General features: G+C 59.1%; 16 protein-coding genes. 13 read left to right on the plus strand and 3 right to left on the minus strand.

Annotation, left to right across the window (positions count from 1 at the left end; translation table 11 throughout):
* The first annotated feature begins 28 nt into the window (after positions 1-28).
* Positions 29-3,268, plus strand: a complete 3,240-nt coding sequence (locus tag L0U79_RS04865) for an efflux RND transporter permease subunit (protein WP_233840754.1) — start codon at positions 29-31, stop codon at positions 3,266-3,268.
* 205 nt (positions 3,269-3,473) lie between these two features.
* Positions 3,474-6,617, plus strand: a complete 3,144-nt coding sequence (locus L0U79_RS04870) for an efflux RND transporter permease subunit (protein WP_233840755.1) — start codon at positions 3,474-3,476, stop codon at positions 6,615-6,617.
* A 48-nt stretch (positions 6,618-6,665) separates the two neighbouring features.
* Here the strand turns inward: L0U79_RS04870 and L0U79_RS04875 are convergent, their stop codons facing one another.
* Together L0U79_RS04875 and L0U79_RS04880 are read right to left on the minus strand one after the other, a co-directional pair.
* Positions 6,666-9,827: a TonB-dependent receptor gene (locus tag L0U79_RS04875; protein WP_233840756.1), complete on the minus strand. Its 3,162-nt coding sequence runs from the start codon at positions 9,825-9,827 to the stop codon at positions 6,666-6,668.
* Positions 9,828-10,344: 517 nt separating this feature from the next.
* Positions 10,345-10,743: a hypothetical protein gene (locus L0U79_RS04880; protein ID WP_233840757.1), complete on the minus strand. Its 399-nt coding sequence runs from the start codon at positions 10,741-10,743 to the stop codon at positions 10,345-10,347.
* 326 nt (positions 10,744-11,069) lie between these two features.
* On the opposite strand from L0U79_RS04880, the gene L0U79_RS04885 reads away from it, so the two are divergent.
* From L0U79_RS04885 to L0U79_RS04935, 11 genes are all read left to right on the plus strand, one after another.
* Complete coding sequence (locus L0U79_RS04885) at positions 11,070-11,816, plus strand: helix-turn-helix transcriptional regulator (protein WP_233840758.1); 747 nt, start codon at positions 11,070-11,072, stop codon at positions 11,814-11,816.
* 185 nt (positions 11,817-12,001) lie between these two features.
* Positions 12,002-12,274, plus strand: coding sequence for an RHS repeat domain-containing protein (locus L0U79_RS04890; RefSeq protein WP_233840759.1), 273 nt, complete (start codon positions 12,002-12,004; stop codon positions 12,272-12,274).
* Positions 12,275-12,318: 44 nt separating this feature from the next.
* Entirely contained in the window at positions 12,319-12,789 is a 471-nt protein-coding gene (locus L0U79_RS04895; RefSeq protein WP_233840760.1) for a hypothetical protein, read from the plus strand.
* A gap of 151 nt (positions 12,790-12,940) precedes the next feature.
* Complete coding sequence (locus tag L0U79_RS04900; protein ID WP_233840761.1) at positions 12,941-15,319, plus strand: DUF6531 domain-containing protein; 2,379 nt, start codon at positions 12,941-12,943, stop codon at positions 15,317-15,319.
* A gap of 23 nt (positions 15,320-15,342) precedes the next feature.
* Complete coding sequence (locus tag L0U79_RS04905; RefSeq protein WP_233840762.1) at positions 15,343-15,636, plus strand: hypothetical protein; 294 nt, start codon at positions 15,343-15,345, stop codon at positions 15,634-15,636.
* A 108-nt stretch (positions 15,637-15,744) separates the two neighbouring features.
* Positions 15,745-17,802, plus strand: coding sequence for a type II secretion system secretin GspD (gspD, locus tag L0U79_RS04910; protein ID WP_233840763.1), 2,058 nt, complete (start codon positions 15,745-15,747; stop codon positions 17,800-17,802).
* A gap of 223 nt (positions 17,803-18,025) precedes the next feature.
* Positions 18,026-20,251 (plus strand): NADP-dependent isocitrate dehydrogenase, encoded by a 2,226-nt coding sequence (locus L0U79_RS04915; RefSeq protein ID WP_233840764.1) that lies wholly within the window; start codon positions 18,026-18,028, stop codon positions 20,249-20,251.
* A 148-nt stretch (positions 20,252-20,399) separates the two neighbouring features.
* Positions 20,400-21,437: a TraB/GumN family protein gene (locus L0U79_RS04920; protein WP_233840765.1), complete on the plus strand. Its 1,038-nt coding sequence runs from the start codon at positions 20,400-20,402 to the stop codon at positions 21,435-21,437.
* Positions 21,438-21,519: 82 nt separating this feature from the next.
* Positions 21,520-22,383: a DUF2167 domain-containing protein gene (locus L0U79_RS04925; protein WP_233840766.1), complete on the plus strand. Its 864-nt coding sequence runs from the start codon at positions 21,520-21,522 to the stop codon at positions 22,381-22,383.
* Positions 22,380-23,102, plus strand: coding sequence for a hypothetical protein (locus L0U79_RS04930; RefSeq protein WP_233840767.1), 723 nt, complete (start codon positions 22,380-22,382; stop codon positions 23,100-23,102). Before L0U79_RS04925 ends, L0U79_RS04930 begins: the two co-directional genes overlap by 4 nt.
* Positions 23,099-23,473 (plus strand): DnaJ domain-containing protein, encoded by a 375-nt coding sequence (locus L0U79_RS04935; RefSeq protein ID WP_233840768.1) that lies wholly within the window; start codon positions 23,099-23,101, stop codon positions 23,471-23,473. Before L0U79_RS04930 ends, L0U79_RS04935 begins: the two co-directional genes overlap by 4 nt.
* On the opposite strand, the gene L0U79_RS04940 is transcribed toward L0U79_RS04935, so the two are convergent.
* Positions 23,470-24,414 (minus strand): aldo/keto reductase, encoded by a 945-nt coding sequence (locus tag L0U79_RS04940; RefSeq protein ID WP_233840769.1) that lies wholly within the window; start codon positions 24,412-24,414, stop codon positions 23,470-23,472. The two genes, L0U79_RS04935 and L0U79_RS04940, sit on opposite strands and share 4 nt — an antisense overlap.
* Between the last annotated feature and the right edge of the window lie 273 nt (positions 24,415-24,687).

Raw genomic sequence — 24,687 nt, forward strand, 5'->3', positions numbered from 1 at the left:
GCGTCCCCACCATTAAGACGGCTCTCCGATGGGATTCTCCTCGCTCTTTATCCGCCGACCCATCGCCACCGCACTGTTGATGGTGGCGGTGATGTTGCTCGGCGTGCTCGGCTATCGCCAGCTGCCCGTATCCGCGCTGCCGGAAATCGAAGCGCCCAGCCTGGTGGTCACCACCACGTATCCGGGCGCCAGCGCGTCGACCATGGCGTCGTTGGTGACAACGCCGCTGGAGCGCAACCTGGGTCAGATTTCCGGTCTGGACATGATGACGTCCGACTCGTCGGCAGGTCTGTCGACCATCGTGTTGCAGTTCAATATGGACCGCGACATCGATATCGCCGCGCAAGACGTGCAAGCGGCGATCAATCAGGCGCGCGGCACGCTGCCTAGCACGCTGCCGTATCCGCCGGTGTACAACCGCGTGAATCCGGCGGACGCGCCGATCATGACGCTGATGCTCACATCCAACAGCCGCCAGCTGCGCGACGTGAACGATCTGGCCGATTCGATCCTCGCGCAGAAGTTGTCGCAGGTGCAGGGCGTGGGTCTGGTGTCGATCGCCGGCAACGTGCGTCCGGCCGTGCGTATTCAGGTGAATCCGGCGCAGCTCGCCAACCTGGGCCTCACCATGGAAGACGTGCGCAATGCGTTGACCGAGGCCAACGTAAATGCGCCCAAAGGCACGCTCAACGGCGTCTCACAGTCGTACACCATTTCCACCAACGACCAGCTCGTCACCGCGGCGGAATACAAGAACACCATCATTTCCTACAACAGCAACAACGGCGCGCCGGTGCGTTTGGCCGACGTGGCGAAGGTGGTCGACGGCGTCGAGAACGATCAGCTCGCGGCGTGGGCGAACGGCAAGCCGGCGGTGTTGTTGGATATCCGTCGCCAGCCGGGCGCGAATATCGTGCAGACGGTGCAGTCCATCCGCGACATCTTGCCGCAGCTGCGCAGTGTGTTGCCGGCGGACGTGCATCTGGATGTATTCGCCGACCGCACCGTCACCATTCGCGCGTCGGTGGAAGACGTGCAGTTCACCCTGTTGCTGACCATCGCGCTGGTGGTGGCGGTGATCTTCGTGTTCTTGCGCCGCCTGTGGGCCACGATCATTCCGTCGGTCGCGGTGCCCCTGTCGCTGCTCGGCACGTTCGGCGTGATGTCGTTCGCCGGCATGTCGCTGGACAACTTGTCGCTGATGGCGTTGACCGTTGCGACCGGCTTCGTAGTGGACGATGCGATCGTGATGATCGAAAACATCGTGCGCTACATCGAGCAAGGTAAGGAAGGGAAAGAAGCCGCGGAGATCGGTGCGAAGGAAATCGGCTTCACCGTGTTGTCGTTGACGGTGTCGTTGATCGCCGTGTTCCTGCCGCTGTTGCTGATGCCCGGCGTCACCGGCCGCCTGTTCCACGAATTCGCATGGGTGCTCGCCACGGCCGTGGTGATCTCGATGCTGGTGTCGTTGACGCTCACGCCGATGATGTGCGCGTACCTGCTGCGTCCCGATGCGCTGCCCGAAGGCGACGACGCGCACGAGCGTCACGCCGCGGCGGGCAAGCGCACGGTGTGGGCGCGCACCGTCGCGATCTACGAAGGCACGCTTGATTGGGTGCTTGATCATCAGCGCACCATGATCGCGGTCGCGTTTATCGCCGTGGTCGTCACCGTGTTCCTGTACATCGTCATTCCCAAAGGCCTGTTGCCCGAACAGGACACGGGCCTGGTCACCGGCGTGGTGCAGGCCGATCAGAACGTGGCGTTCCCGCAGATGGAGCAGCGCACCAAGGCTGTCGCCGATGCGTTGCAGAAGGATCCGAACGTGGCCGGTGTCGCGGCCTTTATCGGCGCCGGCACCATCAACCCCACGCTTAACCAAGGCCAGCTCAGCATCGTGCTGAAGGATCGCAGCAAGCGCGGCAGCTTGGACGAAGTCGTGCAGAGTTTGCAGAACGCCGCGGCCAATATTCCGGGCGTGGAGCTGTATCTGAAACCCGTGCAGGACGTGACCCTGGATACGCGCGTGGCGGCCACCGAGTATCAGTACTCGATGTCCGACGTGAACGGACCCGAGTTGTCGCAGTACGCCTTGCAGATGACGCAGGCGTTGCGTCAGCGTCCTGAGCTCGCGGACGTGGACAACAATCTGGCCGATCAAGGTACGGCGCTCAAGCTCACCATCGATCGCGACAAATCCAGCACGCTCGGCGTGCCGGTGCAGACCATCGACGACACGCTGTACGACTCGTTCGGTCAGCGTCAGATCTCCACCATCTTCACGCAGCTCAATCAGTATCGCGTGGTGCTTGAAGTGGAACCGCAATTCCGCACCAGCACCGCGCTGCTCAATCAGCTCACCGTCAAGAGCAACGGCAGCGGCGCGTTGACGGGCAGCAACGCCACCACGTTCGGACAGGCGACGTCGAGCAACTCGTCCACCACCACCGGCATCGCCACGGCCAACACCGGCATCATCATCGGTGCGGGCGGTGCGATTCCGTTGGCGTCGCTGGTGAATGCGGAAGTGACGACCTCGCCGCTGGTGATCAGTCACCAACAGCAGCTGCAGGCGGTGACGGTGTCGTTCAACCTGGCGCCGGGTTATTCACTCTCCGAAGCGGTAGATGCGATCAATACGGTCGAAAAGCAGCTCAACCTTCCACCGCAAGTGCGCGGTCAGTTCATCGGCAAGGCAGCTGAGTTCTCGTCGTCGCTGAGTAACGAAGCGTTGCTGCTGCTCGCCTCGATCATCGTGATCTACATCGTGCTAGGCGTGCTGTACGAAAGCTACATCCATCCCATCACGATCATCTCGACCTTGCCGCCGGCCGGCGTGGGTGCGTTACTCGCACTGATCCTTTGCAACATGAGCCTGTCGGTGGACGGCATCGTGGGCATCGTGTTGCTGATCGGTATCGTGAAAAAGAACGCGATCATGATGATCGACTTCGCGATCGAGGCGCAGCGCACCGGTATGAAGCCGCGCGACGCGATTCGCCGCGCGTGCCTGCTGCGTTTCCGCCCGATCATGATGACCACTGCGGCGGCCATGCTCGGCGCATTGCCGCTCGCCTTGGGTACCGGCATCGGTTCGGAATTGCGCCGTCCGCTTGGCGTGTCGATCGTCGGCGGTCTGTTGCTTTCGCAGCTGGTGACGCTTTACACCACGCCGGTGATTTATCTCTATATGGAACGGTTCTCCGATTGGCTGCGCGAGCGACGAGAGCGGCGAGCGCTTCGTCACGCCGCACGCGGCGCGACATGACATGAAGGGATGGCCGGCAGTTGCCTCCTCTCCCCTCCGGGGAGAGGGCTGAGGTGAGGGGCTGCGCTGGCGGAGTTGCGTCTTGCAGCGCGAAATTTGATTTACTTGCATTCTCGCAAGGCCGACCCCTCACCCCAACCCTCTCCCCGGAGGGGAGAGGGAGCGACAGCCTCAACCAATCCGCAGCTCGCACGTTGTTTCAAGCATGAATATTTCCGCGGCTTTCATTCGACGTCCCATCGGCACTTCTCTGTTGGCGATGGGCGCCTTCGTCATCGGTGTGATCTGCTACTTGCTGTTGGGCGTATCCGCGTTGCCGGACATGCAGTTTCCCGTGATTTTCGTCAGCGCCAGCCAGGCAGGCGCCAGCGCCGAAACCATGGCGGGCACGGTGGCGGCGCCGCTGGAGCGTCATCTGGGTCAGGTGCCGGGCATCGACACCATGCGTTCGTCCAGTTCGTTGGGCAGTACGCAGATTTTTTTGATGATGGATAGCGGGCGCAACATCGACGACGCTGCGCGCGATGTGCAAGCCGCGATCAATGCCGCGCAAGCGGATCTTCCGTCGGGTCTCAACAGTCCGCCCAGTTACGAAAAAGCCAACCCGAACGACGATCCGATCATCGTCTTTGCGTTGACCTCCGAAACGCAATCGGCGCGCGATCTGTACGACGTCGCCGATTCGCTGTTAGCGCAGCGCCTGCGTCAGCTCAAAGGCGTGTCGGAAGTGGATATCACCGGCGCCGCCACGCCAGCCGTGCGCGTCGATGTGAATTTGCGCGCGCTCAACGCCATGGGCATTTCGCCCGATCAGCTGCGCAATGCGCTGACCGCGGCCAATGTGTTCGAACCGCAGGGATTCCTGACCGACGGCAAGACCACCATGGCGGTGCAGGCGAACGACGCGCTGCACGACGCGGCCGATTTCGCCGATCTGGTGATTTCCACCAACGGCAAGGGCGTGCCGGTGCGATTGAGGGACATCGCCAAGGTCTACGACGGTCAACAGGATGCGTATCAGGCGGCCTGGTTCCAGGGCAAGCCGGCGATCCTGATGTACGTCTACAAGCAATCGGACGCCAACATCATCGGCACCACGGATCGGGTGAAGGCGGAAGTGCCGCTGTTGCAAAGCTTTCTGCAACCCGGCACGAAACTCATACCGTATTTCGACGGCACGCCGACCATTCGCGCGTCGTTGCACGAGGTTCAAGCCACCCTGCTGATCAGTCTGGCGATGGTGGTGATGGTGATGGCGCTGTTCCTGCGTCGCCTCGCGCCGACCTTGATCGCGGCGGCGGCCGTGCCGCTCTCGCTCGCCGGCGCGGCGACGATCATGTACGCGCTGCATTTCACCTTGAACAACCTCACCTTGCTCGCCCTGGTGGTGGCGATCGGCTTTGTGGTGGACGACGCGATCGTGGTGATCGAAAACGTCATTCGCCATATCGACCAGGGCATGTCGCGCATGCAAGCGGCGTTGACGGGTGCGCGCGAAATCGGCTTCACCATCGTGTCGATTACCGCATCGCTGGTCGCCGTGTTTATTCCGTTGCTGTTTATGGGCGGCATCACCGGCATGTTCTTCAAGGAATTTACCTTGACGCTGGTGGCGGCCATTGTCGTATCGGCGCTGGTATCGCTAACCCTGACGCCGTCGCTGTGCGGACTTTTTCTCAAAGGGCACGACGAAGAAAAAGAGCCGTCGAAGCTGAGTCGCACGCTCGAACGCATGCAGGAAAGCATGCAGAAGACCTACGCGGCGTTGTTGGATTTCTCGCTACATCACGCATTGCTGTTCTCGCTTACGCCGCTGTTCCTGATTGGCCTCACCGTGCTGATCGCGATGTCCGGCCAAATCAAAACCAGCCTGTTCCCCGCGCAAGACACCGGATTGATACGCGGACGCGCGACGTCGGGCGCGACCGTTTCCTTCCAGGATTCGGTCAATCGCCAACAGCGTCTGATCGACATGCTATTGCACGATCGCGATGTCAAGGTTGTGGGTTCGCGTTTGGGCAGCACGCGACAGGGCGCTGCGGGCACCTTCGATATTCAGCTCAAGACGCATGCGGAAGGCCGCAAGGACGACACGTTCACCGCGCTGACGCGGTTGAGCAAGAAAGCGGCGAAGTATCCCGATCTCAATGTACGACTGCGCGCCATTCAGGATTTGCCAAGTTTCGGTGGCGGCGGTACCGGCCAGGGCGCGCAATACGAAATTTCGCTGCAGAGCGACGACAACAACAAGCTGACGTTGTGGCTGCCCAAGCTGGTCGACGAGTTGCGCAAGAATCCCAAGCTGCGCGATGTCGGCAGCGATCTGGACGACGCCGGGCTGCAACAGAACGTCGTGATCGATCGCGACAAGGCCGCGGCGCTGGGCGTGAATGTCGGCACCATCGATTCGGTGATCTACGATTCGTTCGGTCAGCGGCAGGTGAGTACGATCTACTCGGATCTCAACCAGTACAAAGTGGTGGTGAACGCGATCCCTGGACAAACCGCCACGCCGCGATCCATCGACGATCTACTGGTGCGTTCGACCAACGGCAATATGGTGCGCGTCTCCGCCTTCGCGCATCAGGAGCCGGGGCTTGCGCCCACGCAGGTGTCGCACACGAATCAATACACCACCATGAGCCTGAGCTTCAATCTCGCGCCGGGCATCAGCATGGGCGAGGCATTGCAGATCGTGCAGGCCACCGCCAACAACATGCGCATGCCGGGCGATATCAAGCTCGATATCGGCGGCGACTTCCGCCGCTTCCAGCAATCGCAGAGCGGCATGTTGTTCCTGCTGCTCGGTGCGATCATTACGGTCTACATCGTATTGGGCATTCTTTACGAAAGCCTAATTCACCCCGTCACCATTCTTTCCACGCTGCCCGCAGCAGGCGTCGGCGCCTTGCTCGCCTTGTGGTTCACTAACACCGAACTTTCGGTGATCGCGCAAATCGCCCTGGTGTTGCTGATCGGCATCGTGAAAAAAAACGCGATCATGATGATCGACTTCGCCCTGGTCGCGCAGCGCGAGCACGGCAAGTCGCCGCTGGAAGCGGCGCGCGAAGCGAGTTTGGTGCGTTTCCGCCCGATCATGATGACGACGATGGTGGCCATTCTCGCTGCATTGCCGATCGCGATCGGTCTTGGCGAAGGCTCCGACTTGCGTCGTCCGCTTGGTATCGCGCTGATCGGCGGTTTGCTGATTTCGCAGAGCTTGACGCTGCTCAGCACGCCTGCGCTCTACGTGATCTTCTCTTGCCTAAGCGAACGTTGGGCGGCATGGCGCGCGCGCCGCAAAGTGCGCAAAGGCGGAAGCCAGCCTGTGTTGACGCGACCATCGTGACGGCACTTTCTCCCTTGCAAGCAAGGGAGAAAGTGGCGGTGCGATCACTTAGAAGAATTTCTGCTCGTACTTGAGATATATCACGCGACCGATGTCGTATTGCGGGTTGTAGGGGAACTGGCTGTAGCCGTCGGTTCCCGTCGGGCCAAGCGGGCCGGCCACGCTAAACACGCCGGTGTACGACAGTGGCGCCTTGCGATTGAAAACATCCGTCGCGCCCACGGCGATGCGTCCGTGCCACGGTGCATCCCAATTCACTTGCAGGTCGTTGAACGCAAGACCGCCTTGCGTGTTCAATCCTGTCGGCGAGTTGACGAGGTCCTTGTTGGGATTGTTGCAGGGGAAGACTTCGTTCAACGCCGGATTAGGTGGAATGCACGGCTCCGATAGCGACGAGTAATAGCGAAGCGTCCAGGTCGCGCCGAAGTTTTTGTACTTCCAGTTGATGTTGACCGTGGAGCGGAAGCGCCAGATCGGACCGAGCACGGTGTCGTACGAACCCAGCGTGTTGGAGATCACCGGTCCGTTCGGCGTGATTTGCTCCTTCACCGAATGGATGTACGTGCTGTTCGAGTCGAACTTGAACTGTCCCACAGGCGTCTCCGGGAACAGATAGCTCAAGCTCAGATCTTCGCCGCGTTCCTCCACGAAGCCTTGATTGACCAACGCCTGCAGCAGATTGATCACTTGGCCGTACGTCGGTCCCGACGCAGTGGATCGCTGGAACTGCGTGCATTGCTGCGCATCGCCCAGCAGGTAGCAGTTGTCGAGAATGCTGCTGGCGGTCGGCAGCGTAATGACATTGGCGATCCGGATGCGGTACCAGTCGGCCGTGATGTTCAGGCCGCTCACATAGTGCGGACTGTAGACGAAGCCCGCCGTATACGTCCGCGACGTTTCCGGTTTCAGCGCCGCATTCGCGCCGGTGAAGTACGGCGTGGTGCTGGTGAAGTTCGGGTTCGGAATCGGCGAACCGTTGGCCGTCAGTTGCGTGAAGCCCGCAGGTAACGCAGGCAGACCCGCAAAGCCGTTCAAGCAACGTTGCTTCACCGTGGCGTTGCCGGTCAAACCGAAATTCGCGTCGCACGGATCGGTGTAGGTCGTGAAGCTCTGCATCGTGCCGCCGTACAAGTTCGCGATGGCCGGCGCGCGGAAACCTGTGCCGTAGCTGGCGCGAACCAGCAGATCGGTGATCGGCTGCCACGAGAGCTTGAACTGGTTGTTGTTGGTGTTGCCGAAGTTGCTGTAGCGCGAGAAGCGATGCGCAAGATCGAAGTTCAACAACTGTGCGCCCGGCATATCCTTCAACACCGGCAAGTTGACTTCCAGATACGCCTCGTTGAGTCCGTAGGCGCCGCGTCCGGGATTTTGCTGCAGATTGGTATTGAGCCCCAGTTGCGTGAATTCGTCCGGCGTGGCGCCGCCAGACACGCCGCGATGATCCGCGCCAATCGCGAACGTCGCGTCGCCGCTGCCCAGCGACTGCGGGAACGTGAACATATCGCCGGTCAGATCGGCGCTGACGATCTTCATCTGACTGTACGAACGCGTGCCTGCGACGATGTTGAGGTAGTTGATCTCGGCCGGCGTGAGGCCACCCGAACCCGAGAACGGATTGAGCGGAACGCAACCGGCGATCACGTGACCCGGCGTGCCGCACTCCACCACGCCGTTCGGTCCCAGGAAAGAAGGCCCGACGGCGTTGTACACGTTCACCATGTTGAGATTGCCCGGCCCGAAACTCGACTGGGTATAGCGATAGTCGCTGTAACCCACGTCCCAACTGAACTGCCGTTCGCCCAACGCAAAATCGCCGTCCAGGCCTGCGCGCCAACCGTATTGCTTGATGTTGTTGTCAACCACGCGGTTGGGATACTGCAGCGGCAGGTTGAACTGCAGGCTGTTTCCCGGCAACGGGTTGTAATAGCTGTTCGGCGACAGCGTTGGGAAATAGGTCGCCGGGAAAGTCCCTGCTGGCAGTCCCAGCGCTTGCGCGAGATGTGCGCCGTTGGCAGGCGTCAACGAACTTAGCGGATAACCGCCGATGCCCACGGTGGAGTCGGCCGTGTTGTACGTGCCGATCAGGCTGGCGGTGATGTGATCAGTCACCTTGTAATCGCCCTTGAGTAAATAGGATTTCAGGCGATTGTTCGGCACCAGCGTTTCGAGAAACGCCGAATTGGCGTAGTCGTTGTTGAAATACGGCGAGGGATATTGCGCGCCAAACGTATTGACGTGGTAGTTGGCGATATTCAACCCGTTCTGGCCCATGTTGACGGTGAGCGGGCCGTTGGCCAATTGCGGCAAGCTTTCCGGCAAGCCGGTCGCCGGATTGAGCGCGCCGGTGATCGTGCCGAAAGGCGATTGCTGCATGCTCTGCGGATAATTCGGCCCAAAGCTGAAATAGCCGTATTTGCTGTAAGCGCGATCGTCCGCATTCAATGCGTTCGTATTCTGGAACGTCATGTTCAACAGGATCGATCCGCGGGAAAATTTCTTCCCGCCGGTCAAACTGAATTGACCGGTTCTGCCGTCGCCGCCAGGCGAATACACACTGTTGTAGGTATCCAGCTGCACGCCGTCGAAATCCTTTTTCGTAATGATGTTGACGACGCCGGAAATCGCATCGGAACCGTAAATCGCCGACGCGCCGTCCTGCAGAATTTCCACGCGATCGATAATCGAGCTGGGAATCGTGCTGAGATCGGTTTGGCCGAAGATATCTGTGGTCCATCGCTGACCGTCGACCAGTACCAGCGTGCGTGGCGCACCGAGTCCGCGCAGACTCACGTACTGGCCCACGATATTGCCGAGCGTGCTCTGATTGCTGGTGCCGGCCGAACCGACCGACGACACGTTCTGCAAAATTTGCCCGACGCTGACGAAGCCTTGTTCTTGCAGCGCCTGATGCGTGAGTTCCGTTACCGGCTGCGCGGTTTCCACATCCACGCTGCGGATCATCGAGCCGGTTACCGTGATGCCTTGCAAAGTGACGGTTTTCTGCGGTGCAGGCGCGGCGGTTTGCGCGTTAGTTGTTTGCGCGGTCGTGGTCTGCGTTGCGTTGGATGACGTCGTTGTTTGCGTTGCGGTTGGTGCTGGAGTTGGTGCGGTGTTTGCCGTTTGGCCTTTGGCCACCGTCGCCAAGACACAACCTCCCAGCGCCATGGCCATGCGAATGGCCATAGTCAGATTTTGATGTCGAGCGTTCACGACAATTCCTCCCTGTCTGCTTGGGTGTGGGGACACGCATGCTTATTCCTTCCCTGGTTTGGAGAGCCACCGGGATCGCGCCGTTATGGGGGAGTGCGCGACCCATAAAGGTTTTATGAAGAAATCGCCAATGACTAAAGAGCCAATTTGCTCGGAAATTCTTTAAAAGAAAATGCCATCACGAAAACTTGCGTTGCGCGCCATGTGAGCAAGTCGATGCGGTATTTTCAGTATGAAATGTAGACGCGTTAGCAAAAGCGCATTGGGCGCGTGTCGCAATCGACGGCGGCGATTTGAGAAGCGGATCGTGATCGAAAATCAATGCGTTAGAGATAGCGGGGAAACAGCGGCGAAAGCCGTTCCAATCGACTCACCTACGGCTTGTCATAAAACGCATTTCGCCAAGGGCTTTTCGCAAAGAGATCGACGCGCGAAACGAAAGACTTTGCGTGCGTTGCGCGATGCCAATTCGTTCGAACTTTCGACGAAATACCGTCGAAATAGCCGTCCAAAAGCGTTAAAGCCGCGTCGCCAATTCGATATGCGTAAGTTCGCCGCAGATATCGCTAAGGCGAGTTAATAGAATATGCCGATGCGCGCCGACCTCCGCCGGCGTCCGCCCGATGCCGTGAAGTTCGGCGCAACGCAATGCAGCTTGATAAGCGAACAAGGGGCCGGGCACTTCCGAACGACGATGCGCATCGCCTTGCCACAACACCGCCACCCATCCTTCTTCGCGTTCCGCGCCGGATTCGTTGACCGGCATCAGCAGCGTCCCATCGACCAACGACAACGCGCAATCGTGACCGTCGGCAAATTGAAACGTGTACAACGGCATCAATTCGGCGATGTAATCGACGATGCGCTGACTCAATCCGTGCATGCGACTCCCCATCGGTGGCAAGAATTGGTGCATGGTAGCCCATCGTAGTGGCAATCATGAACTTGGCGGGTTCAAAGTCGAGGTTCCGCATCCGCGACATTGAAGGGGTGGTTCCTTTGCTTTAAGCATTAGAAATGCCCTACACGCACATTCTCCCTGAGTCGGTTCTCTAAACGCCTGATGATTTGGCAGCGTTTACAGGTACGCCTTTTATGGAAGTGACAGGGGAGAAATGCAATGTGCGCGACGCGCGCGACTACCAGAGGTCGTTCCGTGAATTTGTGGAAATTGATGACTGAGCTGAACTTTTCGAACTCGTTTTCCATTGCCGATCACGTCAATGGCATTCGGGTGCGTTCATGACAATGATGGATGTGGACGCACTGCGCGATATCGAAGCGCAGCTTCACACGATGTTTGAGGGTCAGCAAGGCTATTGGGGATGTAAGAATTCCGATTCGATTTTTTTATATGCCAATCCGGAGTTCGGCAGGATCATCGGCATGAAGCACCATCGGGACGTCACCGGGAAGACGGACTTCGACATGCCGTGTGGCACGGTTGCCTGTGCCGCGACATTTCGGGAACAGGATAAGGAGGTCGTTCTTGGCGGTAAATCACTGCGCGTGTTGAACGTACATCCTTTTGCCGATGGACAATGGCGCGCTTTCCTGACGACAAAGCGACCGTTCCGCAATCGGAGTGGCAAGGCGATCGGCATCAGCTTTCATGGTCAAGACATCACGGCGCCGATGACAATTGAGCTGAGCTCGTTACTTGGTCGTATTTATAGCGGCGACCTGAAGTCAGGTGAAGTAGCGCGAGGTAGCTATTGCGTAGGCGATGGCGTAGGTGAATCCGCCACATTGACGACACGCGAGTCGGAAGTTCTTTTTTTTCTGATTCGCGGCCAATCGGCCAATCGGATCGCTGAGATCTTCCGGATATCGGTGCGCACTGTCGAAGGTCATATCGATGCGCTTCGTCAAAAATTTATGTGCGCGGGCAAGGCTGCTTTGATCGAAAAGGCCATCTATCTCGGTTATCTGCGCTGTATTCCAAAAACGCTCTTTAACAGGCAGCTGTCGCTCATTTTGCGGGATTGATGTGTCGAACGGCCTGCGGAGCGCGAGTCGTGTGAGGAGTGCGACGAAAACATTGTAAGAAAACGCCGCTTTCTGTCGTTCACCGTACTTTCTACGGATGCACGCGGGCGCACGAATCTTTCAGCATCGTTGAAATGGTAGGCGCCACGAGAACGCAGCCATCCTCAAAACAACGGAGCGGGCACATGAAAACACGGTTGGCGGCAACGATCGCTTTGGCTCTTGCGGCGATATTCGCAATGGGTTCTCAGGCGTACGCGTTGTCCGGACAGCTTCAGTCCATGCTTGCGTCGCCGTCTCAAATTGGGCGAGGCGCCCAAATACAAACCGCTGGGTCGTTGGCGGTGAGCTATCAGTACGACAGTCTGGGGCGCCTGATCCAGGAGACCTATCCAGCAAATACGGCGACATACAGCTACGACGCAGCGGGCAACCGTATTCAAGCCAGCACTTATTAAATACAGCAGTCTGGACGTAACACTCTACGCAACGGAATTGCACGATGAATACCTATTTTTCGAAGGCGCCGACGGTCTTGCTTGCAGTCGTTTTTGCAGTGGTCATCCCGGGCGTGAAAGCGCAAAACATGAAGTCCCAACCGGTGGCGTCACAGCCGGTGTCGATTGCAACACCTATGCCGCCATCCCAGCTGAGCATGCCGCTCGTGGGGCTCGACGAAGGGCAGCGATTTCAAGCGAGTCGCGCTGTGCTTCCAAGCAGCGTACCAGTGCGGCGCAACGTGCCAAGTGTCGGTTCGGCCGAAGCACAGCCATCGTTGTCTGGCGTCAACGGCGAAGTTTTGGCCAACCCGTTGGAGCGGCCAACGCTCGGCCATGCCCTACCCACCACCACCACGACACCGCTTGGATTTCCGCGCGCCGACTTCGCAATCGACCGAGGCAAGGCCGCCATAAAGACGTCGAGCGCAAGTCAATCATCCGGCTCCGCCGTCAGCAACGCCGTCATTCAGTAATACCAGTGCTGCGCGTGAAGCTCGCGCGCCACGCACAAAGTTATCTCCATGCATTGGTCTACGTCGTCGTACGGCCATCTACCAGGAAGGTAAGCATCTCATGCGCTCGTTTCTACGGAAGACGCGTCAAGCGTTGGCAGCCACAGCTGTCATGGTTATTGCAGCCGGCAGCGCGAGTTACGCACCCGCTACGGTGGCGGCGCCACTGCCTACTCTTACGTGTACCCCGCCTGCGGCAGAACCGGAAATTGCCGCGCTCGCGCGTGCGTTGGAATACAACCTCGGACTGATCTACGAATACGTCTATTACAACGTCGACTACTCGCCCACCTGGGGATCGAAGAAGGGCGCGTTGGGTACGTATCTGGATCGACGCGGCAACGGCATTGATCAAAACACGCTGTTCGTGGAATTGCTGCGGCAGTCGTGCATAAGCGCCAATTTCCGCTACGGTGCGGTGACCGTGCCCACCAGCGCCATGGCCAACTTGCTGGGCGTCGAAAACAGCGTTGCCGCGGTGTCCACAGCGCTTGGCAATGGTGGTTTCTCCGGCAACCTCGATGCCACCAACACCACCATCAACATGGTTTGGACCGAAGCTGTCTCCAACGGATTGCGGTATGAGTTGGACCCATCGTTTAAGTCGTACGCCGCCTACAAGCCTATCGATCTGGGCCAGGCCATGGGCTATTCGCGCAGCAACTTGCTTGCTGCCGTGGCGGGCGGCGCAACGGCTATCCCGGGCATGCCGGCAGGCGTCAATTCGGTCAAAGGCTTCAGCCGCGCTCAGCTCACCAGTCAGCTCAATGCCTATTCGGGCAACTTGGCGAACTACCTGAAGGCCAATCAGCCTTCCAGTTCGAGCAAACAGATTTACGGTGGGCGGGACATCACCAGCGACTATTACGGTTCTACCTTTCCAGCAACGGGAACGCTTTACAGCGCGTTGCCGAGTTCCTTCGAAACGGTTTACACCGTTGCGGTATCGAACAACGCGGACGGCTCCGGTGCCGCGTTCAGCGTAAACGTGTATGCCAGCCAGATCGCCGGCAAACGTCTCACCCTCACTTACAACGCTTCTTCGCAACCCGTGCTCGCGCTGGATGGCGTCACGTTAGCGACGGGCAACGCGACATCCGCGCCGACGCAAACCGTGTCGATGACGGTGCAGCACCCCTATCCGGCAGGCGCCAACTTCTCCACCTGGACCGTTCGGCCGCAAGTAAAAACAGGAGGTGTCTATGCACTGATGCTGGTGGCGGGCGAACTGGGGCGCGATACGCTCACGCGCCATCAAAAAGCGGTTCAGCGTTTTACGCAAGCGGGCCAAACCGCCGAACCTGCAATGGGCGAAAGTCTGGCGGCGATTGGCACGGCCTACCTTAGTCAATCCGATCGCGCGACGCAGTTCTTCGGCGATTACTTTGGCTTTATCGACGTACGCCATGCGGCCATGGGCATTGCCGGCAATTCGGGTGCGGCTTATGTGGATTTTCCCGCGCAGACCAATAGTGCCAGCCCCTTCAAGGCCAGCATGGCGACCGACGACATGCGTGCCGCGATCATCGGCATTAACCTGTTCAACAGTACGCTTGAATCGACGGCCGTCGATCAGTTGCAACAGAACCCCGCCGTTTCAACCGTGCGCATGTTCGACTTTGCCAACACAGATGGCACCGGTTTTATCGAGGCCACCAACGCCAATTGGAGTCAGGTACAAAATCTATTGACCAACTGGAGCGCCGGTGACAAAGCCTCCATGGCCGCCTATCTGCAGGCCAACCCAGCGAACGGTCAACTTTTTATCCCGCAGAACGGTGCGCGCAAAGTCGCTAGCTGGACGGGCAGCGGTTATTACCAATTCAACAGTGCGGGCAACATTTTCACCATGGCCTACCTGATTTCCGGTGGCTATTACGGCGGCTATGCCACGCAAATCACCTACACCAGCCCGTTGACCGCCATGTTTTCGGCAGCGGCGACCAGCCAGTGGTCTATGCCTTCTCCAGTAACAGCTGAACCCATCGACATGTTCTCCGGTGCGTATCTCTACGACCACCAAGACATCGATGTCGGCACCGACAAGTTCCCCTTCAATCTCGCGCTTACGCGTTCCTACAACTCCAACAACACCGCGCAACCCACCGAACTGGGCAATGGCTGGCGCCACAACTACATGATGTCGGCCATGATCGACAGCGACAGCTATCTCGCCTTCGGCACCGACAATCCAACATCCGCCGTGCCTTCCGCCGTGATGGCCTATGTACTGAAAGACCTTTCCACCTCGCCCACGCCCAATCTCACCAACACCGTGGTGGGCTCGCTGTCGGCAAGTTGGATGATGGATCAGTTGGTCGACAACGCCGTCACGCTGAGTCTTGATAGCGGCACCAAGAAGTTCGTAAAAATTCCCACCGCCACCGGCTCGGTCTATGTGCCGCCGCCGGGTGATGCGTCCACCCTCGTTGTCGATGCGAATACCAAGGCCATTACGCTCACCGACAAATTCAAGAACGTCTATCGGTAGGTGCGTCATATCAGGGATGGACATTGTCGACTTTGGATGCCGGTCGCGCGGTGTTCAGAAAAGGCAACGATTCGGCGGAATTGATTTTTCCTTCTCGCGACAAGACGGCGAGCAACAAAGTCGACGTGGTGTCCGGTGCAGCGGTGAATCGAGTGCCGCAACAAGAGCCGATGATGACGAGAGATGGCGATGTGGCCGCCAGCGGGTCGTCCGCGTCGATGGACGACACCAGCGAGCGGCAGGCAAAACTCGAATCACTTAAGCAAGTGGTGATGCATCGGCGGAGTGGGGCATCGGACACGGCAGGAGGCCGTTGATCAGTGCGCATATCACGTATTGTTCCTGTTGTAGCGCTTTGTTTGAGTGCATGCGCGTATGCGCCGCATCGCGGCGGAGACAATTTGTATCAAGAGGCGCTTGACGGCGTGGGCAAGCCTGTCCCCATGCCGCTATCGGTTGGTGCGCCAGCGCTGCATCCTACCGGCGAAGCGCAAGCGGCACATGCGTTGACTAAAGGAACTGGCCAGTTTGTTCATCCCTCCAGTCTCGCCAAGCCACGCGTGCGTTCAGACGCGAGCGGCGAGGTGAATTTTCGCTTCGAGGATCAGCCTATTCAGGCCGTCGTGCAGGTGATTCTTGGCGACTTATTGAAGGTGCCGTACACGATGGCGCCAGGGGTGGATGGGCGCGTCACTTTTTCCACGGCCGCACCCGTGGATCAAACGCAAGCGTTTTCCGTGTTGGAGTTGTTGCTGTCCTGGACCGACAACGCACTGGTTCGCAAAGGTGACGGCTATATGGTGCTCCCCGCCAAGCAAGCGCTGGCCGGGAATCTTGTGCCCCGTTTGAATGCGACCTCGCAATCGGGCTTGCAGGTACGCCTGTTTCCCCTGCGTTACATTGCAGCGTCGCAAATGCAAAAGCTGCTGGCGCCCTTTGCGAAGTCAGAGGCACTTTTGCAAGTGGACGATCAGCGCAATTTGCTGACGCTCGTGGGTACTAGCGAAGAGTTGCAGAATTATCAGCAAGCCATCGATTCGTTTGATGTGAACTGGCTGCAGGGAATGTCCGTGGCGGTGTTCAATCTGCAACATACCGATGTGGGGGCTTTGCAGAGTCAGCTGGACACGCTGTTCGGTCTTAAGGCGGATACACCGATGGCGGGCATGGTGCGTTTCGTTTCCGTGGAGCAGGCCAATACGTTGATCGCCATCAGTACGCAGCCCGACTACCTGGAAGAAGTGCAAGACTGGGTCGAGCGTATCGACCGGGGCAAAGACAATCGAGCACAGCTCTACGTGTATGACGCGCGCCATATCGATGCGGAAGATCTCGCAGGCTATCTCAACGACATTTACGGCGAGAGTAGCGGCGCATCGCCTCAAAAAAGTGGCGCCGTCGGGCCCGGGCTCGCTGTGGCGACTTTGGGGCCAGGTGCGGCGAATGGATCTGTCGGTGGGTTAGGGAGCAATGCGCCCGCCTTCGGCAGCGCGGGCGGAACGGTGGCTCCGTCTTCCCCTCAGGCGGCAGGTGTCGCAGGGGCGGGCAAGGCCAATGCGACGCTTGCGAACGGCGTACGTATTACCGCAGCGGATGCTGGCAATCAGCTGCTGGTTCGTGCAACGCCTGAGCAGTGGGAAGACATGTTGCCGGCTATCCATCGGCTCGACGCGATGCCAATGCAAGTGCAGATCGAGATGCGTGTACTGGAAGTGAGCCTGACGGGCGATTTCCAGTTTGGCGTGCAGTGGTATCTCCAAGGCTTGGCGGGTCAGGCTGCCGATAGCGGCCAGGCATCCAATCCAAGGCAAATTGCGGTAGGAAAAGCGAGCGCCACCTATAATCCCAGCGACACGTTTTTCTATTCCTTCGTCAACCATCGCATGCAAGTGGCGCTCCATGCGATGGAGAGCAGCGGCAACACACGTGTACTTTCTGCGCCTTCCGTGATCGTTGCCAACAAGCAGTCTGCTCATGTGCAAGTGGGTAGTCGAATTCCGATCACGCAGAACTACATCGATACGTCCGGCAGCGCGAATGCGACCCTTGGCAACGTGGAATATCAGGACACGGGCGTCATTCTTGATGTCACGCCGCGCGTAAATCCTGGCGGGCTCGTGTACATGACGGTCGGGCAGCAAGTGAGCAACGTGGATACCACGGCCGCGGCGAATGCTAATGGCAACCCAACCATCCAACAACGACAAATCAGCACGCACGCGATCGTGCAAAGCGGGCAGACCGTGCTGCTCGGTGGATTGATCCAGCAAAACGATTCTCAAGGCGATGCACGCGTTCCCCTAATAGGGCGCGTTCCTTTGCTTGGACATCTGTTCGGGACGACCTCGCGCTCCCATGATCGTACGGAGCTGATCGTGCTCATTACGCCGACAGTCATTGCAAACAGCGACGACGCTCGTCGAATTACCGAAGAATATCGGCGCAAGCTCAAAGCGCTGCAGCCTTTGCCTGCCAAGCGCTAACTTCAGGCCTATTTCCGCTTGAAGCCAAGGTCACCTGCTGTGGCTTTCGCGCGCCCCTCGAAAACGCGACAATGGGGAGCTTTTCCGGATTCCCCAAGCCTTCCGAAGGCTTGATTTCGGCGGATCCGACGCCACTAGCGTGGGGCGCGCCGCCTGTCCCGCCCTGAGGTCTAGCGGCGTTTCCCTTTCGCACCGTGCCGTAGCCAAAGAGGTTGCCCGACCCATGTCCCAGACGCCCAAGATCATCTACACGCTGACGGATGAAGCTCCGTACCTCGCCACGCAGTCCCTGCTGCCGATCATCAAAGCCTATACCGCCACGGCGGGCATCCAGGTGGAAACGCGCGACATCTCGCTGGCGGGCCGCATCCTGGCGCAATTCCCGGACATTCTGAAAGACGAGCAAAAAGTTTCCGACGACCTTACCGAACTGGGCGAGCTGGCCACCACGCCGGACGCCAACATCATCAAGCTACCCAATATCAGCGCCTCGATGCCGCAGCTGAAGGCCGCGATCAAGGAGCTGCAATCTCAAGGGTATGCCTTGCCGGAATATCCGGAAGATCCCAAAGACGTGAGCGACTGGAACATCCGCGCGCGCTACGACAAGGTGAAGGGCAGCGCGGTGAATCCGGTGCTGCGCGAAGGCAATTCCGACCGCCGCGCGCCGCTGTCGGTGAAAAATTATGCGCGCAAGCATCCGCACAAGATGGGCGCGTGGAGCAAGGATTCGAAGACCCACGTCGCGCATATGGACGGCGGCGACTTCTACGGCAGCGAAAAATCCGCCGTGGTCGAGCAGGCTACGGTCGCCAAGATCGAATGGGTCGGCAAAGACGGCACCACCGCTGTGCTGAAAGAAAAGACCAATATCACGGCCGGCGAAATTATCGACGCCGCACTGATGAGCAAGAAAGCGCTCGCCAGCTTCGTCGACGCGCAGATCGAGGACGCCAAGAAACAGGGCGTGCTGTTCTCGCTGCATCTGAAGGCCACGATGATGAAGGTCTCCGATCCCATCATGTTCGGCGACGTCGTTACCGAGTTTTATAAAGACGTGCTGACCAAGCACGCCGATACGCTCAAGAGCATCGGCTTCAATCCGAACAACGGTATCGGCGATCTGTATGCGCGCATCGGTTCGTTGTCCGACGATCTGCAGGCGAAGATCAAGGCGGATGTCGAGGCCGAATACGCCAAGCGTCCGGCGCTGGCGATGGTGAATTCCGACAAGGGCATCACCAATCTGCACGTGCCTAGCGACGTGATCATTGATGCCTCCATGCCGGCGATGATTCGCGACTCCGGCAAAATGTGGAACGCCGAAGGAAAACTGCAAGACACCAAGGCGGTGATCCCGGACCGCTGCTACGCCGGCGTGTATCAAGCCGTTATCGACGATTGCAAAGCGAGCGGCGCGTACGACCCCACCACGATGGGCAGCGTGCCCAATGTGGGCCTGATGGCGCAGGCCGCCGAGGAATACGGTTCACACGACAAAACGTTCCACATCACCGCCGACGGCGTGGTGCGCGTCACCGACGCGAACGGCAAGACGCTGCTCGAACACAACGTCGAAGCCGGCGACATCTGGCGCATGTGCCAGACCAAGGACGCGCCGGTGCAGGATTGGGTGAAACTCGCGGTCACGCGCGCCCGCCTTAGCAACACGCCTGCCGTGTTCTGGCTCGACAAGCATCGTGCGCACGACGCGCAGATCATCAAGAAGGTGGAACGTTATCTGAAGGACCACGACATCAGCGGTTTGGACATCCGCACGCTGTCGCCGGTCGACGCCACCACGTTCTCGCTGGAACGCATTCGCAAAGGCCAGGACACCATTTCGGTAACTGGCAATGTACTGCGCGATTACCTCACCGACCTGTTCCCGATCATGGAGCTGGGCACCAGCGCGAAGATGCTTTCCATCGTGCCGTTGATGGCTGGTGGCGGTCTGTTCGAAACGGGCGCGGGTGGCTCCGCACCCAAGCACGTGCAACAGTTCCTGGAAGAGAACTATCTGCGCTGGGATTCGCTGGGTGAATTCCTGGCGATGGCGGCGTCGTTGGAACATCTGGGCAATCGCTACAACAACAAGGCCGCGGCGGTGCTGGCCAAGACGCTGGATCAGGCTAACGGCAAGTTCCTCGACAGCAACAAATCGCCGGCGCGCAAAGTGGGCGAGCTGGACAATCGCGGCAGCCATTTCTATCTGGCCATGTACTGGGCGCAAGCGTTGGCCGAGCAGAACGACGATGCCGCGTTGAAAGCGAAGTTCGCGCCGCTCGCCAAAACGCTCACCGACAACGAAGCGAAGATCGTCGGCGAGCTCAACGGTGCGCAAGGTAAAGCGGTGGATATCCACGGGTATTACCATCCCGACCTCGCGCTCGTGAGCCGAGCGATGCGGCCGAGCGAGACGTTTAACAACGCGCTTGCCGCACTGTAAACATCATCGATGTGCGAAAAACGGGGCCTACAGGCCCCGTTTTTTTGTCCGCGTGCCGTGTGCCATATGGATGAGTACACGTTCGACACAACGTGCCGCTAGAATCCGCCAGAACTGCTTGTCTCCCCAGCGAACCAGGAACCATCTCATGCGTGTTTCCTTGGCCATTGGATTGTTGGCCGTCGTTTTCTCCGCGACGGCGTGGTCGCAATCGACTCCTCCTGCGGCGAGCAGTTCTGCTTCTTCGTCTCCCGCGCAGGCGCGCGTTTTGTCGACCGTGGTGGTAACGGGCGTACAGCCGGGACCTGGTTTATGGAAGGTGAGCAAGGACGGCCATGTGATGTGGGTGCTCGGCACGCTGACGCCGTTGCCGAAGAAGATGGAATGGCGTTCGACGGAAGTGGAGCAGGCCGTGGCGCATTCGCAGGAGTTGCTCGAAGCGCCGACCGCGGAATTGAAAATCGACGCGAACTTTATCAGCAAACTTGCGCTGATTCCTTCCGCCTACGGCGCACGCAAAAATCCCAACGGCGAGAACCTGCAGCAGATTCTGCCGCCGGAGATGTACGCGCGCTGGGAGACGCTGAAGCAGCCGTATTTCGGCGACAGTCGCGGCATCGAGTATTGGCGTCCCATCCTGGTTGCGCAGAAGCTCTATGAAAAAGCCTTGGACAAGGCGGGACTCACCAACGGCAGCGATATCAACAAAGCCGTACGCAAGATGGCGGACCGACACGATGTCAAACGCGTACCAGTGACATACACGCTGGTGGTGGCGCATCCGCGCGATGCGCTGGACACGATCAAGCAGACCAACCTGCACGACATCAGTTGCCTCAACCAAACCATGGATACGGTGCAGAACGACATGGGTACGCTCGCGCAACGCGCCAATGCGTGGTCGACCGGCGATATCCAGGCCTTGCGCAGCTTTGCCGTAAACGGCCGCCACGAGTCGTGCATCATCGCTGTCGTCAACGCCGATTTTGCGCAGCAACTTGGGCTGCACGATCTTCCCGAGCGCATCGACCAGGCATGGCTCGATGCGGCGAGAGCCGCCCTTGCCCTCAACAATCAAACCTTCGCGATATTGCCGATGGGGCAAGTGTTGGATTCGGAAGGGGTTCTGGCGAGGCTGAAAGCCCAGGGCTATTCCGTCCAGGCGCCCGACGAGTGGGATCGATAAGTCGACCGAATCGACACGTGTTCCAACCACCCTGCTAGAGTTGTTTTGGGGTGTACGGAATCACTCGGCTAAGGGGAAGGAAATGAAGCGATTCGTTTCGGCGCTGATGGCGCTGATGTTGTTGTTTGGCAGCGCGGTCGCCGCACAGGGCGAGCAGGGTCAAGAAGGCAAAAGTCCGATCGCATCGTTGCCGTGGCAGATGGGGCCGACGACCGTCAAAGTCGGCAGTCACGCGACGCTGAATGTGCCGGATGGTTACGCGTTCCTGGATGCGCCCGGCACACGTTCGCTCAATGAAATTTTTCATAATCCGCCCACGGATGCGGACGAGTACACGCTCGCACCCAAGAACCTCGACTGGGTGGCGTTTTTCTCGTACGAAGATATCGGTTACGTCAGGGATGACGAAAAGCTCGATCCGGATGCGATTCTTCAGTCGTACCGCGACGGTACGGAGCAAAGCAATAAAGAGCGCAAATCGCGCGGATGGGGCGAGCTCAATATCATTGGATGGAAGGCTCAGCCGGAATACGACGCGCAAATTAAATCGCTGACGTGGTCGATCCTCGCCGAGGACGTGCCGTCGCATCACCAGATCGTCAACTACAACGCGCGTCTGCTCGGCAGGCACGGTGTGATGGATGTCGTGGTGGTGACACCGCCGGAAAAACTCACCGCAGCCATCGGCGATTTCAAAAGTACCTTGCCCGGCTTCCAGTACGCTCAGGGCGAAAATTACGCGGACTATCGCCCGGGCGATCACGTGGCCGAATACGGTCTGGCGGCGTTGATCACCGGCGGCGCATTGGCCGTTGCGGCGAAGAAAGGTTTGTTCACCGTGATTGGTGGATTTCTCGTGGCGGCGTGGAAATTCGTGTTAGCCGCATTTGTCGCGATGGGCGCGTGGTTCAAAAATCTTTTCAAGAAAAAACAGCAGACGCCATGACGTTGCACGACGGGTGGATGTTGCTGGGCGGAGTCGTAGCGTTGTATCTCTACGACTCCGCGCTGCTGCTGTTCCACAACGAGATCGTGCTGGTCGGCAAGCGTCGCGGTTACGGCGTTTCGGCAGGATCGAGTCTCGTGCTCGCGGGGCGGCATGTGTTTCTGCCGTCGCCGCTTTGCCCGCATCAACCGCTTTTTCGTATGAGCTGGTCGGAAAGAGGGCAGCCGGTCGAAGGCGGAAAACCTTTGCGCATTGCGCGCGTACGCATTGCGCTTTCGGCGATGTCGTATTGGATGTGGCTGCTGTTGACCTTGTTTGTCGTGGGGCTGCCGTACGTGTTGCTGGTGTCGCACGATCCCAAGCTGCTGTTGGCATGGATCGCGTCGGTCTACACGGTTATCGTGGCGATCCTGATGCAGGTCTACCGTTACCGAAAGGCGTTGAATCTCACGCGCCGCGCCGTGGCGGCCGTGGCGCTGGATGCATTGTTGTGCGCGCCATTCGCGTTGAACATCGTGCGCAAGATCGGTTTGCGTCAGTCGTTGAATATCGATCTGCGTGTTGCCGCAACATCCTTGCTGCCCGAGGCCGCCGTCAAGCAGCTGGCGGCCGTTCTGCGTCAGCGGATCGAGATCAGCCTTGGATTTATCGAGCCCGGCGATGCGCAGTTCTTGGCGTTGTCCGCGTATTTGAACGACTTCGAGGCATTGTGCCGATGACCGCCGTCGACATCATCGTTATTGCTGCCGGCTTGCTGTTCGGCTATCGCCTGGTCAGCAATTACCTGTCTCCAACGGTAGACAAAAGCGCGCCGCGCAATGAGCGCCCGCAAAGCGATTCGCCGCGCCAACAGACGTGGGAGCGGAACTGGGAATCGGCGGAGCCGCGCGGTCCCGCGTGGTTCGAAACGCTAGGCGTGCCCGAAAACGCCGACCAGGCGGAGATCGACCGCGCTTATCGGTTGAAGATCAGCCAATACCATCCGGACAAAGTCGCGCAGATGGGCGAAGACATTCGCAGGATGGCCGAGGCCAAGACCAAAGAAATCAACGCCGCCTACGAGGCGGCGATGAAATCCCGACGTCGTTAGGCGCTGGCTTTATCCAGCGCATCGATGTCGCTGGGCGAGAGCGAAAGCGATGCGGCGCCGATCAGCTCGCGCAATTGGTCCACCGACGTGGCGCTGGCGATGGGCGCCGTGATGCCGGGACGAGCCATCAGCCACGCGAGCGCAACCTGCGATGGCGTCGCCTTATGCGATGCGGCGATATCGTCCAGCGCGGCCAGCACCTTCAAGCCTTGCGGCGTGAGATATTTTTTCACCGCGCCGCCGCGCGCGCTGCTCTTGGCCAGATCGGCGTCGCTTCGATATTTGCCGCTGAGAAATCCGCTGGCGAGCGCGTAATAGTTGATAACGCCGATGCTTTCTTCGCGAACCAGCGGTTCCAGCTCTCGCTCGTAACCCGGGCGGCTCATCAGGTTGTACTCGGGCTGCAAACTTTCGTAGCGGGGTAGGTTGTGTTGCTTCGACATGTTCAGCGCTTCGGCAAAACGGTCGACGCCGTAATTCGAAGCGCCGATCACACGCACTTTGCCTTCTTCGATCAAGGTGGCGAACGCACCCAGCGTTTCGCTCAGCGGCACGGTGGCATCGTCTTCGTGCGCCTGATAAAGATCGATGGTGTCGGTCTGCAGGCGCTTGAGCGATCCTTCCACGGCCTGGCGGATGTTCATCGGCGACAGGCCGCGGTGTTCGACCCACTTGGCGACCTTGGTGGCGATCAGCACTTGGTTGCGCTTGCCGCTGCGCTTGAGCCATTTGCCGATGATGGTTTCCGATTCGCCGCCCCGATTGCCCGGCGCCCACGCCGAATAGACGTCCGCCGTATCGATCAGATTGAAACCGGCGTCGACGAAGGCATCGAGCAATTCGAACGAGCGCTGTTCGTCCACGCTCCATCCAAACACATTGCCGCCGAAGGCGAGCGGAGCGACGGAAAGCGCGGAGCGGCCAAGTTGGCGCAATTGCATGAACAAATCCTCGGGAAGGCTGGCGGGCGCGTCATCGTGCGATGACCCGATAACCTTACCGAGTTGGGTGTGCGTGTGCAGGAATCAAGCGCAGCAAGCGCGCTCGTTTTTCGGGCGAGGGTGCAATGGAAGCTCGGCGACATCCACCTCGACGGACGGTTGCTTGCAGTCGCAAGCCGGCGCATCGGGTCGCCAGGCCAACTGGGCGGGCGTGACGTGGCCGTGAAGGAACAGCAGATCGATCCATGGCGAGCGCATGGCAAACGGTTCCAC

It is taken from the genome of Dyella sp. 2HG41-7, assembly GCF_021390675.1.
GTDB lineage: Bacteria > Pseudomonadota > Gammaproteobacteria > Xanthomonadales > Rhodanobacteraceae > Dyella_B.

What these genes read in the sequence shown, in the direction of transcription:
- L0U79_RS04925 (WP_233840766.1), top strand. Translation starts at nt 21,520, where the DNA reads ATGAAGCGATTCGTTTCGGCGCTGATGGCGCTGATGTTGTTGTTTGGC.
- L0U79_RS04890 (WP_233840759.1), top strand. Translation starts at nt 12,002, where the DNA reads ATGAAAACACGGTTGGCGGCAACGATCGCTTTGGCTCTTGCGGCGATA.
- L0U79_RS04885 (WP_233840758.1), top strand. Translation starts at nt 11,070, where the DNA reads ATGACAATGATGGATGTGGACGCACTGCGCGATATCGAAGCGCAGCTT.
- L0U79_RS04930 (WP_233840767.1), top strand. Translation starts at nt 22,380, where the DNA reads ATGACGTTGCACGACGGGTGGATGTTGCTGGGCGGAGTCGTAGCGTTG.
- L0U79_RS04920 (WP_233840765.1), top strand. Translation starts at nt 20,400, where the DNA reads ATGCGTGTTTCCTTGGCCATTGGATTGTTGGCCGTCGTTTTCTCCGCG.
- L0U79_RS04940 (WP_233840769.1), bottom strand. Translation starts at nt 24,414, where the DNA reads ATGCAATTGCGCCAACTTGGCCGCTCCGCGCTTTCCGTCGCTCCGCTC.
- L0U79_RS04915 (WP_233840764.1), top strand. Translation starts at nt 18,026, where the DNA reads ATGTCCCAGACGCCCAAGATCATCTACACGCTGACGGATGAAGCTCCG.
- L0U79_RS04935 (WP_233840768.1), top strand. Translation starts at nt 23,099, where the DNA reads ATGACCGCCGTCGACATCATCGTTATTGCTGCCGGCTTGCTGTTCGGC.
- L0U79_RS04900 (WP_233840761.1), top strand. Translation starts at nt 12,941, where the DNA reads ATGGTTATTGCAGCCGGCAGCGCGAGTTACGCACCCGCTACGGTGGCG.
- L0U79_RS04870 (WP_233840755.1), top strand. Translation starts at nt 3,474, where the DNA reads ATGAATATTTCCGCGGCTTTCATTCGACGTCCCATCGGCACTTCTCTG.
- L0U79_RS04880 (WP_233840757.1), bottom strand. Translation starts at nt 10,743, where the DNA reads ATGCACCAATTCTTGCCACCGATGGGGAGTCGCATGCACGGATTGAGT.
- L0U79_RS04895 (WP_233840760.1), top strand. Translation starts at nt 12,319, where the DNA reads ATGAATACCTATTTTTCGAAGGCGCCGACGGTCTTGCTTGCAGTCGTT.
- L0U79_RS04865 (WP_233840754.1), top strand. Translation starts at nt 29, where the DNA reads ATGGGATTCTCCTCGCTCTTTATCCGCCGACCCATCGCCACCGCACTG.